This window comes from Rhizobium phaseoli (assembly GCF_003985125.1).
Lineage (GTDB): Bacteria > Pseudomonadota > Alphaproteobacteria > Rhizobiales > Rhizobiaceae > Rhizobium > Rhizobium phaseoli.
In genome coordinates, this window is the sequence record NZ_ML133568.1 from 303,640 (window position 1) to 319,675 (window position 16,036).

At 64.1% G+C, this 16,036-nt stretch carries 9 protein-coding genes; 8 read left to right on the forward strand and 1 reads right to left on the reverse strand.

The window, feature by feature from the left end; genetic code table 11:
- Nucleotides 1-164: 164 nt before the first annotated feature.
- The 5 genes from EFD56_RS09350 (at nucleotide 165) to cueR (ending at nucleotide 13,407) form a co-directional block, all read left to right on the forward strand.
- Nucleotides 165-5,636 carry an alpha-2-macroglobulin family protein gene (locus EFD56_RS09350; RefSeq protein ID WP_126905128.1) on the forward strand — a complete coding sequence of 1,824 codons (5,472 nt, stop codon included), beginning with the start codon at nucleotides 165-167 and terminating at the stop codon, nucleotides 5,634-5,636.
- Nucleotides 5,633-7,714: a penicillin-binding protein 1C gene (pbpC, locus tag EFD56_RS09355; protein WP_126905129.1), complete on the forward strand. Its 2,082-nt coding sequence runs from the start codon at nucleotides 5,633-5,635 to the stop codon at nucleotides 7,712-7,714. Before EFD56_RS09350 ends, pbpC begins: the two co-directional genes overlap by 4 nt.
- A gap of 80 nt (nucleotides 7,715-7,794) precedes the next feature.
- Entirely contained in the window at nucleotides 7,795-10,401 is a 2,607-nt protein-coding gene (gene treY, locus EFD56_RS09360; protein ID WP_085743958.1) for a malto-oligosyltrehalose synthase, read from the forward strand.
- Between the two features lie 87 nt (nucleotides 10,402-10,488).
- Nucleotides 10,489-13,008 carry a heavy metal translocating P-type ATPase gene (locus EFD56_RS09365; RefSeq protein ID WP_126905130.1) on the forward strand — a complete coding sequence of 840 codons (2,520 nt, stop codon included), beginning with the start codon at nucleotides 10,489-10,491 and terminating at the stop codon, nucleotides 13,006-13,008.
- 9 nt (nucleotides 13,009-13,017) lie between these two features.
- Nucleotides 13,018-13,407 carry a Cu(I)-responsive transcriptional regulator gene (gene cueR, locus EFD56_RS09370; RefSeq protein ID WP_004678499.1) on the forward strand — a complete coding sequence of 130 codons (390 nt, stop codon included), beginning with the start codon at nucleotides 13,018-13,020 and terminating at the stop codon, nucleotides 13,405-13,407.
- 5 nt (nucleotides 13,408-13,412) lie between these two features.
- Here the strand turns inward: cueR and EFD56_RS09375 are convergent, their stop codons facing one another.
- Nucleotides 13,413-13,721, reverse strand: a complete 309-nt coding sequence (locus EFD56_RS09375) for a hypothetical protein (RefSeq protein WP_004678501.1) — start codon at nucleotides 13,719-13,721, stop codon at nucleotides 13,413-13,415.
- 176 nt (nucleotides 13,722-13,897) lie between these two features.
- On the opposite strand from EFD56_RS09375, the gene EFD56_RS09380 reads away from it, so the two are divergent.
- Genes EFD56_RS09380 through EFD56_RS09390 form a run of 3 tightly spaced genes read left to right on the forward strand, consistent with a single transcriptional unit; the run spans nucleotide 13,898 to nucleotide 15,922 of the window.
- Entirely contained in the window at nucleotides 13,898-14,437 is a 540-nt protein-coding gene (locus EFD56_RS09380; RefSeq protein WP_016736796.1) for a sigma-70 family RNA polymerase sigma factor, read from the forward strand.
- Entirely contained in the window at nucleotides 14,424-15,191 is a 768-nt protein-coding gene (locus tag EFD56_RS09385; RefSeq protein ID WP_010008214.1) for an anti-sigma factor family protein, read from the forward strand. The genes EFD56_RS09380 and EFD56_RS09385 overlap by 14 nt, the downstream gene beginning before the upstream one ends.
- A 20-nt stretch (nucleotides 15,192-15,211) precedes the next feature.
- Complete coding sequence (locus EFD56_RS09390) at nucleotides 15,212-15,922, forward strand: Bax inhibitor-1/YccA family protein (protein WP_085743956.1); 711 nt, start codon at nucleotides 15,212-15,214, stop codon at nucleotides 15,920-15,922.
- Nucleotides 15,923-16,036 lie beyond the last annotated feature (114 nt).

Consider the following 16,036-nt stretch of genomic DNA (forward strand, 5'->3'; position numbering starts at 1 on the left):
AAAAGCTGCAAATCACAAACCGGTTGCTCACGCTGATGTGACAGCCAGAAGAAAGCGCCTGTGCGAAGTTGAAACATCCCTCAAGTTGAGTTGACAATCTCGTGAGGAGTGAGGAGAGTGCGGCCGGTCAGAGCCAGCATCGCCTGTATCCTTGGGGGGAACCTATGTCCGTGCGCTCGTTCTTTGCTTTCGCCAGCATTGCATTTTTATCCATGATCGCCGTCAGTTTTCCAGCCGCCGCTGCGGAAACCAAGCGTGACATCCAGACGATCAAGGACGCCGATTTCTTCGGCTTCGATCTTCGCACCGAGCAGAACGTCTCGCTCGATCAGTGCAAGACCTCCTGCATCGGCGACAAGAGCTGCAAGGCCTTCACCTACAATCCCAAGGTGAAATGGTGCTTCCTCAAATCCGATTTCAAGACGATGAACGCCTTCCCCGGCGCCATCGCCGGCAAGATCGTCGAGACGGCCGCCCAGAAGGAGCCGGATATCGGCGCGCCGCCGCGCCTGACCTTCCTGACCAACGACCTGATCCAGCAGGCCCATGACTTCAGGGACAATCTTGCCCTGACCGACGCCCAGCAGGGTCAGAGCGTCGACAGCCTGACGGCCAGCGCCCGTCTCGACATGACCGCCAACAATCTGACGGACGCGCTGACAGCCTTCCACGGCGCGCTGTCGATCACCCCCGGCGATGCCGATCTCTGGCTCGAAACCGCACGTGCGGCCATTTCCTACGGCAGCACCGAGAGCAGCGTCACCGGCCAGGCCGTGCTCGACGCGCTGAACGGCTACGAGCTGACGCGCACCAAGGCCAAGCGCGCCGAGGCGCTGTCCGTGCTCGCCACCGCGCTGGAACGAAACGCCAATTACCGCCCGGCGCTCTATGCCTACAAGGCGAGCCTGGCGCTAGTTGCCTCCGACGAGGTGCAGACCGCCTATGTGCAGCTGAAAGCGACGCAGGGCTTCCGCATCACCGAACACACTGTCGACGCCGATAGCGCCACGCCACGGGCTTGCGTCACCTTCTCCGAAGCGCTGATCAAGACCACCGACTACACGCCCTTCGTGACGCTGAACGGCGCCGCACCCAAGGCGCTGGAAACCAAGGACAAGCAGATCTGCCTCGAGGGGCTGACGCATGGCGAGACCTATAAGATCGCCTTCCGCACCGGCCTGCCGTCTTCGGTCGACGAGGCGCTCGAAGAGCCCGTTACCATCGACGTCTATATCAAGGACCGCAGCCAGATGGTGCGGTTTACCGGCGACAGCTTCGTGCTGCCCTCGACGGCGCGCCGCGGCATTCCCATCGTCTCGGTCAACCTGACCTCGGCCAATCTCAAGCTCTACCGCATCGGCGATCGCGCCATCGCACCGCTGTTGACCAACTCGCAGTTCCTCAGCCAGCTCGACGGCTACAGCGCCCAGAACATCGAGGATCAGAACGGCGAACTGGTCTGGCAGGGCTCGATCGACATCGCCAACGACCTCAACAAGGACATCGTCACCAGCTTCCCGGTCGACGAGGCGCTGCCGGAGCGCAAGCCCGGCATCTACGTGCTGACCGCGACGGCGCCGAACGCCCCGGCACAGGAGTGGGATTCGCAGGCGACGCAATGGTTCCTCGTCTCCGATATCGGCATCACCACCTATGCCGGCACCGACGGGCTCAACGTCTTTGCCCGCTCGCTTGCCTCGGCCAAGCCGATGGCTGGCGTCGAGCTGCAGCTGCTCGCCAAGAACAATGAAGTGCTCGGCACCGCGACGACCGACGAAAACGGCCGCGCCACCTTCACTGCCGGCCTGATCCGCGGCACGGCGGCGCTGACCCCCGCCGTCATCGCTGCCAAGAACGGCACGTCGGACTATGTTTTCCTCGACATGACCCGCGCCGGCTTCGACCTTTCCGACCGTGGTGTCACCGGCCGCGCCGCACCCGGCGCGATCGACGTTCTGACATTCACCGAACGCGGCATCTACCGCGCCGGCGAGACGGTGCATGCCCAGGCGCTTGCCCGCGACACCGACGGCAATGCCATCGAGAACCTGCCGCTCACCTTCATCTTCAGCCGCCCGGACGGCGTCGAAGACCGGCGGATCGTCAGCCAGACCAGCAATCTCGGCGGTTATTCCGTCGATTTCGCCACCCAGGAAAACGCCATGCGCGGCACCTGGACGATGAACATCTATACCGATCCGAAGGGCAGCGCGATCGCCAGCAAAACGTTCCTCGTCGATGATTTTGTGCCCGATCGCACCGACATGGAGATCAAGACCGAGGCCAAGGAAATTGGCCCGGATACGCCGGCGCATATCGCCATTTCGGGCAAGTATCTCTATGGCGCCCCGGCGGTCGGGCTGACGCTCGAAGGCGACGTCGTCGTCAAGCCGACGCGTGAGAGCGCCGCCTATAAGGGCTTCCTGTTCGGGCTCGCCGACGAAGAAGCGAACGAAGATTCCCGCCTGCCGATCGACGATCTGCCGGTGCTCGACGAGAACGGCGAAGCTACGACCGATCTGACCGTCGTCGACTTGCCGGCAACGACGCAGCTGCTCAACGCCACCGTCTATGTGAGAATGCAGGAAGCAGGCGGACGCGCCATCGAGCGCTCGCTTGTCATTCCGGTCAAGAGCGAGCGGGCGACGATCGGCATCAAGCCGGAATTTTCCGACGAGCTGCCCGAGAATTCGATCGCCAACTTCACGGTGATCGGCGTCGATGCCGACGGCAAGAAGCAGGAAACCAAGGGCCTGCGCTGGAAATTCTACAGCCTCAACCGCGAATACCAATGGTATCGCGAGGGAACGGCGTGGAAATACGAGCCGGTCTATACCGCCGAGCAGGTCGCCAACGGCAGCGTCGACGCGACGATGGACGGCGGCAAGATTTCGGTGCCGGTGAAATGGGGCCGCTATCGTCTCGAAGTGGAAAACCCGGATGCCGACGGTGCGACCTCGAGCGTCGAATTCGACGCCGGCTGGTTCGTCACTTCGACGTCGACCGAAACGCCCGACGGCCTGGAAATCGCCCTCGACAAGGACAGCTACAAGATCGGTGAGACGGCCAAGCTGAAGGTCACCTCGCGCTACGGCGGCCAGCTGATGGTAACGGCCGGAACCGAAAAGCTCGTCGCCGTACAGAATGCCGCGATCGGCGAGACCGGCGGCGAGGTCGACATTCCGGGCACCGCGGACTGGGGCGCCGGCGCCTATGTGACCGCGACACTCTTCCGCCCCGGCGACGCGCAGGACAGCCACATGCCGATGCGCTCAATCGGCATCAAATGGCTGAAGGTCGATCCCGAACAACGCGCGCTGCAGGTCAAGCTCGACACGCCGGAAAAGATGCTGCCGCGCGGACCGTTGAACATCGGCCTGCAGGTGGCCGGTGCGGGCACCAATGAGGATGCCTATGTCACGGTAGCCGCCGTCGATGTCGGCATTCTCAACCTGACGCGCTACGAACCGCCCAATCCCGAGGATTGGTATTTCGGTCAGCGCCAGCTCGGCCTTGAAATCCGTGACCTCTATGGCCGTCTGATCGACGGTTCGCTGGGTGCGACCGGCAAGCTCAGGACCGGCGGCGACGGCGGCGCCATTGCGCTGCAGGCCAGCCCGCCGACGCAGAAGCTCGTCGCCTTCTTCTCCGGTCCGGTGAAGCTCGACGCCGAAGGCAAGGCCAAGGTTTCCTTCGACATTCCGCAATTCAACGGCACGGCCCGCGTCATGGCGGTCGCCTGGTCGAAGAGCGGCGTCGGCCACGGCGTCAAGGATGTCATCATCCGGGACCCTGTCGTCATCACCGCCAGCCTGCCGAAATTCCTCGCCCCCGGCGATAAGGCCAATTTGCGCCTCGACATCGCCAATACCGATGCGCCGGCCGGCGACTTCAAACTGCAGCTGACCGGCAATGAGGCGGTCGGTATCGAGCAGGCCTCGGCCGCGCAGACGATCCGCCTCGAGGCCGGCGCAAAGACGGAGCTGACGCTTTCGCTGATCGGCAAACAGCCGGGCCCCGGCAGCGTCTCGATCAACCTCTCCGACGCCTCCGGCCTGTCGCTCGACCAGACCGTCGACGTGCCGGTACGCCCGTCGTCCCTGCCGATCACCCAGCGCAGGGTGCTGGCGCTGAAGCCGGGGGCCAAGCTCACCGTCGACAAGAACCTTTTGGCCGACAGCGTGCTGCCCGGGGCCGCCATCAGCGTCAACGTCACCCGTTCGGCCGCCTTCGACGTTCCGGCGCTGCTGATGACGCTCGACCGCTATCCCTTCGGCTGCGCCGAGCAGACCACCAGCCGGGCGCTGCCGCTGCTCTACTTCGCCGAAGTGGCGAAGCAAGCCGGCATCGAAAACGACGACGACGTGCACAAGCGCGTGCAGGACGCGATCTACCGGGTACTCTCCTACCAGGCCTCGGCCGGCAGCTTCGGCCTCTGGGGGCCGGATTCGGGCGACGTCTGGCTCGATTCCTACGTCACCGATTTCCTGACGCGTGCCCGCGAAATGAAATATGACGTGCCGGAACGGGCCTTCGTGCAGGCACTCGAAAACCTGCAGAATACGCTCTCCTACACCACCGACATCAAGGGCCAGGGCGACCAGATCGCCTATGCCATCTATGTGCTCGCCCGCAACAAGAAGGCGGCGATCAGCGATCTGCGTTATTACGCCGATACGATGATCAACGACTTCCCGACGCCGCTCGCCAAGGCGCATATAGCCGCCGCACTGGCGCTCTACGGCGACGCCCAGCGCTCGAAGAACATTTTCGTCGACGCGCTGCAGATGTCGCAGCAGTCCATGGTGTCGCGCGTGAACCTGTCGCGTACCGATTACGGCACGATCCTGCGCGACGGCGCGGCGATCCTGGCGCTTGCCGCCGAAAGCCGGCCGGTGCCGCCTGTGGTGCCGGATCTTGCCAAGGCCGTCGCCAAGGAATGGGGCCGCAGCAAATACAAGAGCACCCAGGAAGAAAGCTGGATGCTGCTTGCCGCCCGCGCCATCCAGGGCGGGGATGACGGCCTGAAGGTCGACGTCAATGGCGCGCCGCACACCGGCGCCTACATGGCCCGGATGACCGGCGAGGCGCTCGCCGACCATCCGCTGACCTTGACCAACCAGACCAACGATGCGGTCTCGGCTGTCGTCACCACCGTTGCCGCTCCGACCGTGCCGCTGCCGGCCGGCGGCGACGGCTTCCTCATCGAGCGCAGCTATTACACGCTCGACGGCGAAGAGGCGAATGTCAGCGAGGCGCAGCAGAACGAACGCTATGTCGTCGTCATCCATGTGCGCGAGACCAACGACTGGCAATCGCGCATCGTCATCACCGATCTGCTGCCGGCCGGTTTCGAGATCGACAATCCGAACCTCGTCGACAGCGCCCAGATGACGAACTTCGACTGGATCGGCGAAATCTCCGCCGCCCATACCGAATTCCGTTACGATCGTTTCGTCGCTGCCTTCAACCGCGCGCCGGGCGACGAACGGGAATTCAACGTCGCCTATGTCGTGCGCGCCGTCACTCCCGGCACCTACGACCATCCGGCCGCAAGCGTCGAAGACATGTATCGACCCGAGCTTTCGGCCCGCACGGCGACCGGCAAGATGGAGGTCGTGGCAGCGCAACAATGAGGCTGTGGCGCAAGATTGCGATCGGATCCGCCGCCGGCATCGTTGTTGCCGGCGCGGCTCTGCTTGCGCTCGACGCCGCGGACAAGGCCTTTCCGCCGCCGCTCGACAAAGCGGGCATGGTTTCGCCGGAGGTGCTGGATGCCGACGGGCAGTTGCTGCGCGCCTTCGCGACCGCCGAAGGCCGCTGGCGGCTGAAGACGACGGTCGCCGATGTCGATCCGCAATTCCTGCGCATGCTTGTTGCCTATGAGGATCAGCGTTTCTACGATCACGGCGGCGTCGATGCCTGGGCCCTCGGGCGGGCCAGCCTGCAATTCGTCCGCAATGGCCGCATCGTCTCCGGCGCCTCGACGCTGTCGATGCAGGTGGCGCGGCTGATCGAGCCGCGCGCGGAACGGTCGTTTTCGGCAAAACTCCTGCAGCTCGTCCGCGCCGTGCAGATCGAACGGCGGCTGTCGAAGGAAGAGATTCTCGATCTCTATCTCACGCATGCGCCCTATGGCGGCAATCTGGAAGGCGTGCGCGCCGCAAGTCTCGCCTATTTCGGCAAGGAGCCGCGGCGCCTGACGGTCGCCGAAGCCGCGCTGCTCGTCGCCCTGCCGCAATTGCCGGAACGGCGCCGGCCGGACCGCAATCTCCAGGCGGCGCAAGAGGCGCGCAAACGGGTGCTCGATCGCGCCGCGGTGGCCGAGGCGGTCGGCGACGGCGAAGCGGAGCGGGCCGAGGCGGTTGCCGTCCCCATGCGGCGCATGCAGCTGCCGGCACTGGCCGCCCATGTCGCGGAAGCGGCGCTTCGCAAGGAGCCTGATGTGCTCAAGCATCAGACGACCTTGAGGAAGCAGGTGCAGCAAGGGCTGGAAGCGGTCGCCCGGGCCGCGGCAATGAAGCTCGGACCGAAGCTTTCGCTCGCCATGGTCATGGCCGATGCCCAGACCGGCGCGATCGTCGGCGAGGTCGGCTCGGCCGATTATTTCGACGCCAGCCGCTCCGGCTGGATCGATATGACGCGCGTCAACCGCTCGCCCGGATCAACGCTGAAGCCCTTCATCTACGGGCTCGCCTTCGAACAGGGCCTTGTTTCCCAGGAGACCATTATCGAGGACCGCCCGGCCGACTTCTTCGGCTACCGGCCGCGCAATTTCGACATGAGTTACCAGGGCGACGTCACCGTGCGCGAGGCGCTGCAGCTGTCTCTGAACGTTCCGGCCGTCAAGCTGCTCGACGCCGTCGGGCCGTCGCGGCTGCTGGTGCGCTTCCGCCGCGCCGACGTGCGCCCGGCCTTGCCGCCGAGCGAGACGCCGGGACTGGCGATCGGTCTTGGCGGCGTCGGCATCACGCTCAAGGATCTGGTGCAGCTCTATACGGCGCTCGCCGATCGCGGCCGGCCGGCAAGGCTCGGCGATGGCATCACCGGCACCCCTGGCAAGCTCGACGGCGAACCGCTGCTCGAGCCGGTCGCGGTCTGGAACGTCGCCGATATTCTCTCCGGCGTCATCCCTCCCGCCGGCGCGCCGCAGCGCGGCATCGCCTACAAGACCGGCACGAGCTACGGCTATCGCGACGCCTGGTCGGTCGGGTATGACGGACGTTATGTGCTCGGCGTCTGGGTCGGGCGGCCCGACAACAGCGCCGTGCCCGGCTTGACCGGCTACGGCACCGCAGCACCCATCCTGTTCGAAGCATTCGCCAAATCAGGCATCGCCACGACACCCTTGCCGCGGCCCCCGGCCGGGGCCGTGCGCATCGCCCAATCGGAGCTGCCGATCAGCCAGCGGCGTTTTGCGCTGAATGCCAGCGGTCTGCTCGTCGCCTCCGGGCGCGAACCCGCGCCGCAGATCGTCTATCCGCCCGAAGGCGCCCATATCGATCTCGGCGCAAAAGGCGGCGATCTGTCGCCGTTGATGCTGAAGCTGCAAGGCGGCCGCGCGCCCTTCCGCTGGCTTGCCAACGGCAAGCCGCTCCCTGACCTCTCGCGCCGGCGCACTCAGCAATGGCAGCCCGACGGCGGCGGCTATTCGAAGCTGACCGTCATCGATTCGGCCGGACGAGCCGCGAGCGTCGGCGTCTTCATCGACTAGCGCGTAAGGCGGCGCCATGAGGGAACAAAAGCCCGGCGACAACCGTTGGAAAGGGTCTCCCTCCAACGTCAGACGGCCTCATGACTTTTCCGACAGCGACCTACCGGATACAGTTCCGCAATGGCATGACCTTCGATCGCGCCTGCGGCCTTATTCCCTATCTCAAGACGCTCGGCATCAGCCACCTCTACGCCTCACCCATCTTCACCGCCGTCAGCGGTTCGACCCATGGCTATGATGTCACCGACGCCAACGAGATCGACCCGGCGCTCGGCGGCCGGGCAGGCTTCGACCGGCTGACGGAACGCCTCGCCGCGGCGGGCATGGGCCTCATCCTCGACATCGTCCCGAACCATATGGCCGCCTCGCCGGAAAACGGCTGGTGGCGCGACGTGCTGACATTCGGACGGCAGAGCGCCTATGCCGGTCATTTCGACATCCACTGGCGCGAACCGCTGACCCTGCCCCAGCTCGGCCAGCCTTTCGAAGAGGCACTGGCTGCAGGCGAATTGCGGCTCGTGCTCGACGAGATACACGGCAACTTCGCCTTGGCTTACTTCCAGACCTTGTTGCCGCTGAACCCCAGCAGCTACGGTGCGCTCGCCAACCGTCTCGACGATCCGGTCGCCATGCGAATGGCGGAGGCGGCCGTGACATCGAGCGCGGATTTTGCCCGTGCGCTGCGCGATATTCTCTTCGAAGGCGGCGATCGGGCGATCCTCCGGCAAAAACTCGAGGACGTCTCATCCGATCATGAGTTTCTGAGAAGCCTGCATGAGGAACAGCATTGGCGCCTGAGCCATTGGAAGGAAGGGGCACGGCATCTGAGTTATCGCCGCTTTTTCGAGGTGACCGGCCTGGTCGGCACTCGCGTCGAAGATCCCCCGGTTTTTCAAGACCTGCATCGACTGGTGCTCGAACTGGTGCGCCAGGGCAAGCTGCAGGGCCTGCGCATCGACCATGTCGACGGGCTCGCCGAACCCAAGGCCTATCTCGACAGGCTTCGGGCAGCGGTCGGAGCCGATACCTATATCGTCGTCGAAAAGATCCTCGGGGGCGGCGAGGTGCTGCCGGAGAGCTGGCCGGTTGCCGGCACGACAGGATATGAATTCATCGCCGCGCTGAACGAACTCTTCATCGACGCCGGCGGACTGCGCCTATTGGACGATGCCTATCGCGGCCTTGCCGGCGAGACGGCTGATCCCGAAGAAGGCCGGAGGCTTGCCAGGCAACAGATGGTGGAGTGCAATTTCGCCGGTGAAACCAGCCGGCTGGTAGCGATCGCGGCGGATGTCTTTCCCGACCTCAGCAGCGCAGAGATCGCCACCGCGGTCGGCGCGCTGCTGATCGCCTTTCCCGTCTATCGTACCTATGGCGACGGCGGTCCGCTTTCCTGGCAGGATTCGGCCGTCCTTGCCGTGACCGCATCACAAGTCATGGCAGAGCTCGATGACCGGCGGGCGCTCGATCATGTGCTGAAGCTTCTCGAAGGCAAGATCGACGGCGATGCGGCCCACGAATTCCGGATCCGCTTCCAGCAGTTGAGCGGGCCGGTCATGGCGAAGGCGATGGAGGATACGCTGTTCTACCGCTATAACAGGCTGCTTGCCGCAAACGAGGTCGGCAGCGAACCGGGCAAGCCGCCGGAGGGCCCGGACGGCTTCCATCGCCGCATGGCCGAACGCGCGCGGCTGCAGCCGCATGGGCTTTCGGCAACGGCCACCCACGACACCAAGCGCGGCGAGGATGCGCGCGCAAGGCTTTATGCCTTGAGCGAGGGCGCGGATGTTTTTGCCCAGGCGGTGGCGCGGTGGCGCGAGATGAACCAGCCGTGGCTGCAGGATCTCCCCAATGGCGTGGCGCCGGAGCCGAATACCGAATGGATGCTCTATCAGGCGCTTGCCGGCGTCTGGCCGGAGGATTTCGACAAAGGACAGATGGAAGAGCTTAGCGACCGCTTTGCCGGCTACGCGGTCAAGGCGGTGCGCGAGGCGAAATTGCGCACCGCCTGGACCGAACAGGATGACGCCTATGAGGCGGCCATCACGCGCTATGCCGCGGCGCTGCTGTCGCCGGACAATGACGCTTTCCTCGAAGATTTCGAAAGGGTGCTGCAGCCCTTCATTGCGGCGGGCTACGTCAACAGCCTGTCGCAGACGCTGCTCAAGCTGACGGCTCCGGGCATTCCGGACATTTACCAGGGCGCGGAAGGTTTCGATTTCAGTCTCGTCGATCCCGACAATCGCCGACCTGCCGACCACGAACAGCTGGCTGCCTGGCTTGACGAAGCCGGACCGATCGCCAAGCTCCAGGCGGCGGCGTTGAAGCAGCGCATCATCGGGATCGGCCTGCAATTGCGCCGGCGGCAGCCGGCTCTGTTTTCGAAAGGCGACTATCTGCCGTTGAAGGTCACGGGCAGCCGGCGCGACCATCTGCTCGCTTTTGCCCGGGTGCAGGATGGCGATTTCGCAATCGTCGCCGCGCCGCGGCTGATGTTCGGCTGGCTCGACCCGGGCGTGCTTTTTGCCGGTCCTGAATTCTGGGAGGACACGACCATCGCCGTCCCCTCCCCGCTTCACGGCCTGAAGGCGGACCTGCTGATCGGAAAGACGATCGAGCCGGGCGGCAGCATTTCGGTCTCTGCCCTGCTCGGGAGCCAGCCGGTCGGGCTTATCAGCCCGATCTGAAGATCTCGCCGAAATTAGCGCTTGACCTTCCAGTTGCTGGAAGGTCGATAAGTCTCTCCAACTGCCCTGCGGGCATAGGAGACAAGCGTGAACACAAAACACCACCACCACGGCCACGCCCATGGCGATGATGATCACAGCCATTGCAGCCATGATCGGGGCAAGGTCGCCGACACGGTCATTCGTGACCCCGTCTGCGGCATGACCGTCAATCCGGAAGCCGGGAAGCCCTCGCTTACCCATGCTGACCGCCTTTACCATTTCTGCTCCGAAAGCTGCCGGACGAAATTTGCCGCCGCACCTCAGGATTACCTGACAGCGAAGGACCCTGTCTGCGGCATGACCGTCGATCGTTCGACGGCAGAACATTTCTTGAAGGTGGAGGGCGAGAAATTCTATTTCTGCTCGGCCGGCTGCAAGACGACGTTCGAAGCCGACCCCACGGCCTATCGCGACGGCGACCGCCCGGCAGCAAAGCCGGCGCCGAAGGGCACGCTCTATACCTGCCCGATGCATCCTGAGGTCGTCAGCGACCGTCCCGGCGACTGCCCGAAATGCGGCATGACGCTGGAACCGATGGGTATTCCTCCCGCCGATGAAGGCCCGAATCCGGAACTTGTGGACTTCACCAGACGGCTTTGGGTCAGCGCCATCCTTGCGCTGCCGCTGCTGGCGCTCGGCATGGGGCCGATGCTCGGCCTGCCGCTCCGTGAAGCGATCGGCGAACCGCAGGCGAGTTACATCGAGCTGTTGCTGGCAACACCTGTGGTGCTATGGGCGGCCCTGCCCTTCTTCCGACGTGCATGGGCGTCTCTCGTCAATCGCAGCCCGAACATGTGGACGCTGATCGGTCTCGGCGTCGGCACCGCCTATGTCTACAGCCTCGTCGCCACGCTCGCGCCCGGAATCTTCCCGATGAGCTTCCGCGGCCATGGCGCCGCCGTGCCGGTCTATTTCGAGGCCGCGGCCGTCATCGTCGCGCTCGTCTTCGTCGGCCAGGTACTGGAATTGAAGGCGCGCGAACGTACCGGTTCGGCGATCCGCGCGCTGCTCGACCTTGCGCCAAAGAGGGCGCGGCGGATCGCTGCCGACGGCAGCGAAAGCGACCTGCCGGTTGAGGAAATCCAGACCGGCGACCGGCTGCGCGTGCGTCCCGGCGAACGCATCCCGGTAGACGGTTCCGTCCTCGAGGGCCAGTCGACCGTCGATGAATCGATGATTACCGGCGAGCCCCTGCCTGTCGAAAAAGCGCAGGGCGATGCTCTGACCGGCAGCACGATCAACAAGAATGGGTCGCTCGTCATGGCGGCCGAGAAGGTCGGCGCGGACATGGTGCTGTCGCGCATCGTCGACATGGTCGCCACGGCGCAGCGCTCGCGGGCGCCGATTCAGGGCGCGGTCGACCGGGTATCGGCCGTCTTCGTACCGGCTGTCGTTGCCGCCGCCATCCTCGCCTTCGTCGTCTGGGCCGCGATCGGGCCAGAACCGAGCCTGGCCAATGCGCTGCTCGCCGCCGTCGCCGTACTGATCATCGCCTGCCCCTGCGCGCTCGGCCTTGCCACGCCGATGTCGATCATGATCGCGACCGGGCGCGGCGCTCAGGAAGGCGTGCTGATCAAGGATGCCGAAGCGCTGGAACGCTTTTCCAAGGTCGATACACTGATCGTCGACAAAACAGGCACGCTGACCGAAGGCAAGCCGGTTCTGACCGACATCGTTGCCGTCGGCCGCATCGAGGAAAGCCGGCTGCTGTCGCTGGCAGCAAGCCTGGAGCGCGGTTCCGAACACCCGCTGGCCGAAGCGATCGTTTCCGGCGCCGAAGAGCGCGGCGTCCCCTTCGTCGACGTCACCGGCTTCGAGGCAAAGACTGGCAAGGGTGTGAAGGGTCTCGCCGGCGGCACGCCGGTCGCGCTCGGCAATGCGGCAATGCTCGCCGATCTCGGCATCGACCCCGCAGCGCTGTCGGAGAAGACCGAAGCCCTGCGCGGCGATGGCAAGACGGTGATGTTTGTGACGCTCGACGGTACGCTTGCCGGCCTCGTCGCCGTCGCCGACCGGATCAAGCTGACAACGGCCGCCGCCATCAAGGCGCTGCACGACAGCGGGCTGAAGATCATCATGGCGACGGGCGACAACGAGCGCACGGCACGCGCGGTGGCAAAGAGCCTCGGCATCGACGAGGTCCGCGCCGACGTCCTGCCGGAAGGCAAGAAGGCGCTGATCGAGGAATTGCGCGCCAAAGGCGCCGTCGTCGCCATGGCCGGCGACGGCGTCAACGATGCGCCGGCCCTCGCTTCGGCCGATGTCGGCATTGCCATGGGCACCGGCGCCGATGTTGCGATGGAAAGTGCGGGCATTACATTGGTGAAGGGCGATCTCAACGGCATCGTCAGGGCGCGGCGGCTGGCGGAGGCGACGATGCGCAATATCCGCCAGAATCTCGGTTTCGCCTTCGGCTATAATGCTCTCGGTGTTCCAGTCGCCGCCGGCGTGCTCTATCCGGTCTTCGGCCTGCTGCTGTCGCCGATGATCGCGGCGGCGGCAATGAGCCTCTCGTCCGTGTCGGTGATAGCAAATGCGCTGCGGTTGCGATTCGCAAAATTATAGGAGACGGCAATGAACATCGGCGAAGCATCTGAGCGGTCCGGCCTGCCTTCGAAGACAATCCGCTACTACGAGGATATCGGCCTCATCCGCCCCGAAAGGGGCGGAAACGGCTATCGTGACTATGCTGCGAGCGACGTTCACAAGCTGCGTTTCCTGCAGCGCTCGCGCGGTCTCGGCTTTTCCGTCGAGGAATGCCGGCAATTGCTGGCGCTCTATGAGGACAAGGCTCGGGCGAGCGCCGACGTCAAGGATATCGCCGAGACCAAGCTCGGCGAGATCGATCGCAAGATCCGCGAGCTGACGGAACTTCGCCGCACGCTGGAGCATCTCGTGCATGCCTGCCACGGCAACGATCGACCGGATTGTCCGATCCTCGAGCAATTATCGGACGGCCGCTGACCGTCTCAGGAAAGCCGGGAGATGTCTTGCTTGACCGCCTGGGAGAACGGAGCCGGCTCGTCCGGCTCCTCTTCGTCGCCGTCATCAAGCACGCCGTCATCAAGCCGATGCTTGATCGCCAGCGCATAGATGACGTCGAGAATGTTGCGGTCTTTGAGATGGGGATCGGTCAGAGCGAGAAGCGAAGCCCGGACGATTTTCTTGCTGGTGGCCTTCGGACAACGCATCTTGACGAAATCATAAAGCGCCTCACCCGTCAGTCCTTCCATGGCGCCGTCCACGAGAGCCTCGTAGACCCGCTTCTTTTCTTTCATTTCGTATCTTCCCCTCAAATCAGCGGGGGAATGATCAGTCATATAATTGTCATAAACAATCGCCGATTTGAGGCGCTCATCGCATCTCGGCCGGATCTTCGGCGGCGATCGCTCTGCCGGCGCGATTTTTTTGCCGTGCCGGGAATAAAATCCGGCGCGCTTGCGTATACTCACTCATGGAACGCAAAGACCGCCCCTTCGACGTTATCGGACAGCTCGCAGCGCTGAGGCGCTATGCGCGCGCGCTGGTGCGCAATTCGGACGAGGCGGAGGATCTGGTGCATGATGCGCTGGTGCGCGCCTTCGAGAAGCGAAAGAGCTTCCGCAGCGGCGGCAACTTGCGCACCTGGCTGCTTTCCATCCTGCACAATGCCCATATCGATCGCCTTCGCCAGAACCGGTCGCTGACGCGCCGCCACGATGAAGCGGCTGTCGAAGCCGAGCAGTCCTTGCCTGCTGGTCAGGAACATGCCGTACGTCTGCAGCAGGTGCGCGATGCTTTCTTCGATCTGCCGGAGGAACAGCGCGAGGCGCTGCATCTCGTGGCGATCGAAGATCTTTCCTATCAGGAAGCCGCCAATGCGCTCGGCATTCCGATCGGCACCTTGATGTCGCGCATCTCCCGCGCCCGCGCGCAGCTGCGCGAATTCGAGGAGAAGACGCCGCGCGTTTCGCATCTGCGATTAATCGGAGGGAACGGCAATGAAAGCAGTTGATCCGATCGTCGATGCCGATCTCGACGCCTATGTGGATGGCGAGCTCGATGTCGCCCGCCGCATCCAGGTGGAGTCCTATCTTTCGGACCACCCGGCGATTGCCGCCAAGGTGATGGCCGATCTCAGCATGAAGGGTGAGTTGCGCCTGGCGCTTGCCGGCGAAAGCGCCTTCGGCCGTCCCGAGACCCGCGATGCCGCCCGCCGGCTGGAGCGTGGCCTTTCCTATGGCCGCATCTTCCACTCGATGCAGCGCATTGCCGCCGTCGCCATTCTGATCACCGCAGGCTGGGTGGCGCACAATTCCTTCGGCGCCTTCTCGGCGACTGAGGTGGCGGCTTCCGTCCCTGCACCCGCCTATGTCGAGGATGCCGTCCGCGCCTATCAGACCGCCACCCTGCGCGCCTCGATGCCGGCGCAGACGCCGACCATCTTCAGCGCCGAGGACATCCGCGCCGCCACCGCGATCGTCGTGCCCGAATTGCCGAAAGACTGGAAGGTCGTCGACGTGCAGATATTCCCATCCGAATTCGGTCCCAGCGTCGAGATGGCGATCGCGGTGCCGGACGGAAAACGGCTGTCGCTTTTCGCCGTCCGGCCGGGCGCCTTCGAGGTCCAGCCGGTCAGCCATCTCGCGCTCGAAAAGGCAGAAGCCGCCTATTGGCAGATCGGTGAGGTCGCCTATGCGCTGATCGCCGAGGATAGCGGCCTCAATCTCGACCAGGCAGCCGAACGGCTTGCCCGTTCTCTCTACTAGTTCAAACCGAGGAGATCAGCATGAACCCGATCAATCCCCGTTACGGTGCCGTTCCCGGCGCCCAAACCCTGTTCGACGAGGGTCTGCGCCAGCATATGCTGCGCGTCTACAATTATATGGGCCTTGGCCTCGTCATAACAGGCATCGTCGCCTTCATCGTCGGCTCGACCCCGGCGCTTTATGTCCCGATCTTCGGCTCGCCGCTGAAATGGGTGGTGATGCTGGCGCCGCTCGCCTTCGTCTTCTTCTTCTCGTTCCGCATCCAGACGATGTCGGCGAGCACCGCGCAAATTACCTTCTGGGCTTTCTGCGCCGTGATGGGCCTGTCGCTTGCATCCGTCTTCCTGGTCTTCACCAAGACGAGCATCGCCCAGACCTTCTTCATCACCGCCGCCATGTTCGGGACCACCAGCCTCTACGGCTACACGACGAAGCGTGACCTCTCCAGAATGGGCTCGTTCCTGATGATGGGCCTCTTCGGCATCATCATCGCCGGCATCGTCAACATCTTCCTGGGTTCGAGCGCGCTGCAGTTCGCGATCTCTGTGATCGGCATCGTCGTTTTCGTCGGGCTGACCGCCTACGACACCCAGAACATCAAGGAACAATATTCGGAAAATTACGATCAGGAATCGAACCAGAAGCTTGCCGTCTTCGGTGCGCTCTCGCTCTACCTGAACTTCGTGAACATCTTCCAGCTTCTGCTCAACTTCACAGGCGAGCGGGAATAGGATCGCGCTTCCGGGGGCAATGGAAGCGCAAGAGCCCCGGTCTGCACTCTGTGACAGGATGGCAGATCGGGTGCTCATCTCAAAACGAAGCGGCCGGGTTCACGACCCGGCCGC

Bases quoted from the DNA above. Each gene is read 5' to 3' on its own strand.
- EFD56_RS09385 (WP_010008214.1), top strand. From the start codon at position 14,424: ATGAAAGCAGTTGATCCGATCGTCGATGCCGATCTCGACGCCTATGTG.
- EFD56_RS09390 (WP_085743956.1), top strand. From the start codon at position 15,212: ATGAACCCGATCAATCCCCGTTACGGTGCCGTTCCCGGCGCCCAAACC.
- cueR (WP_004678499.1), top strand. From the start codon at position 13,018: ATGAACATCGGCGAAGCATCTGAGCGGTCCGGCCTGCCTTCGAAGACA.
- treY (WP_085743958.1), top strand. From the start codon at position 7,795: ATGACTTTTCCGACAGCGACCTACCGGATACAGTTCCGCAATGGCATG.
- pbpC (WP_126905129.1), top strand. From the start codon at position 5,633: ATGAGGCTGTGGCGCAAGATTGCGATCGGATCCGCCGCCGGCATCGTT.
- EFD56_RS09380 (WP_016736796.1), top strand. From the start codon at position 13,898: ATGGAACGCAAAGACCGCCCCTTCGACGTTATCGGACAGCTCGCAGCG.
- EFD56_RS09375 (WP_004678501.1), bottom strand. From the start codon at position 13,721: ATGAAAGAAAAGAAGCGGGTCTACGAGGCTCTCGTGGACGGCGCCATG.
- EFD56_RS09350 (WP_126905128.1), top strand. From the start codon at position 165: ATGTCCGTGCGCTCGTTCTTTGCTTTCGCCAGCATTGCATTTTTATCC.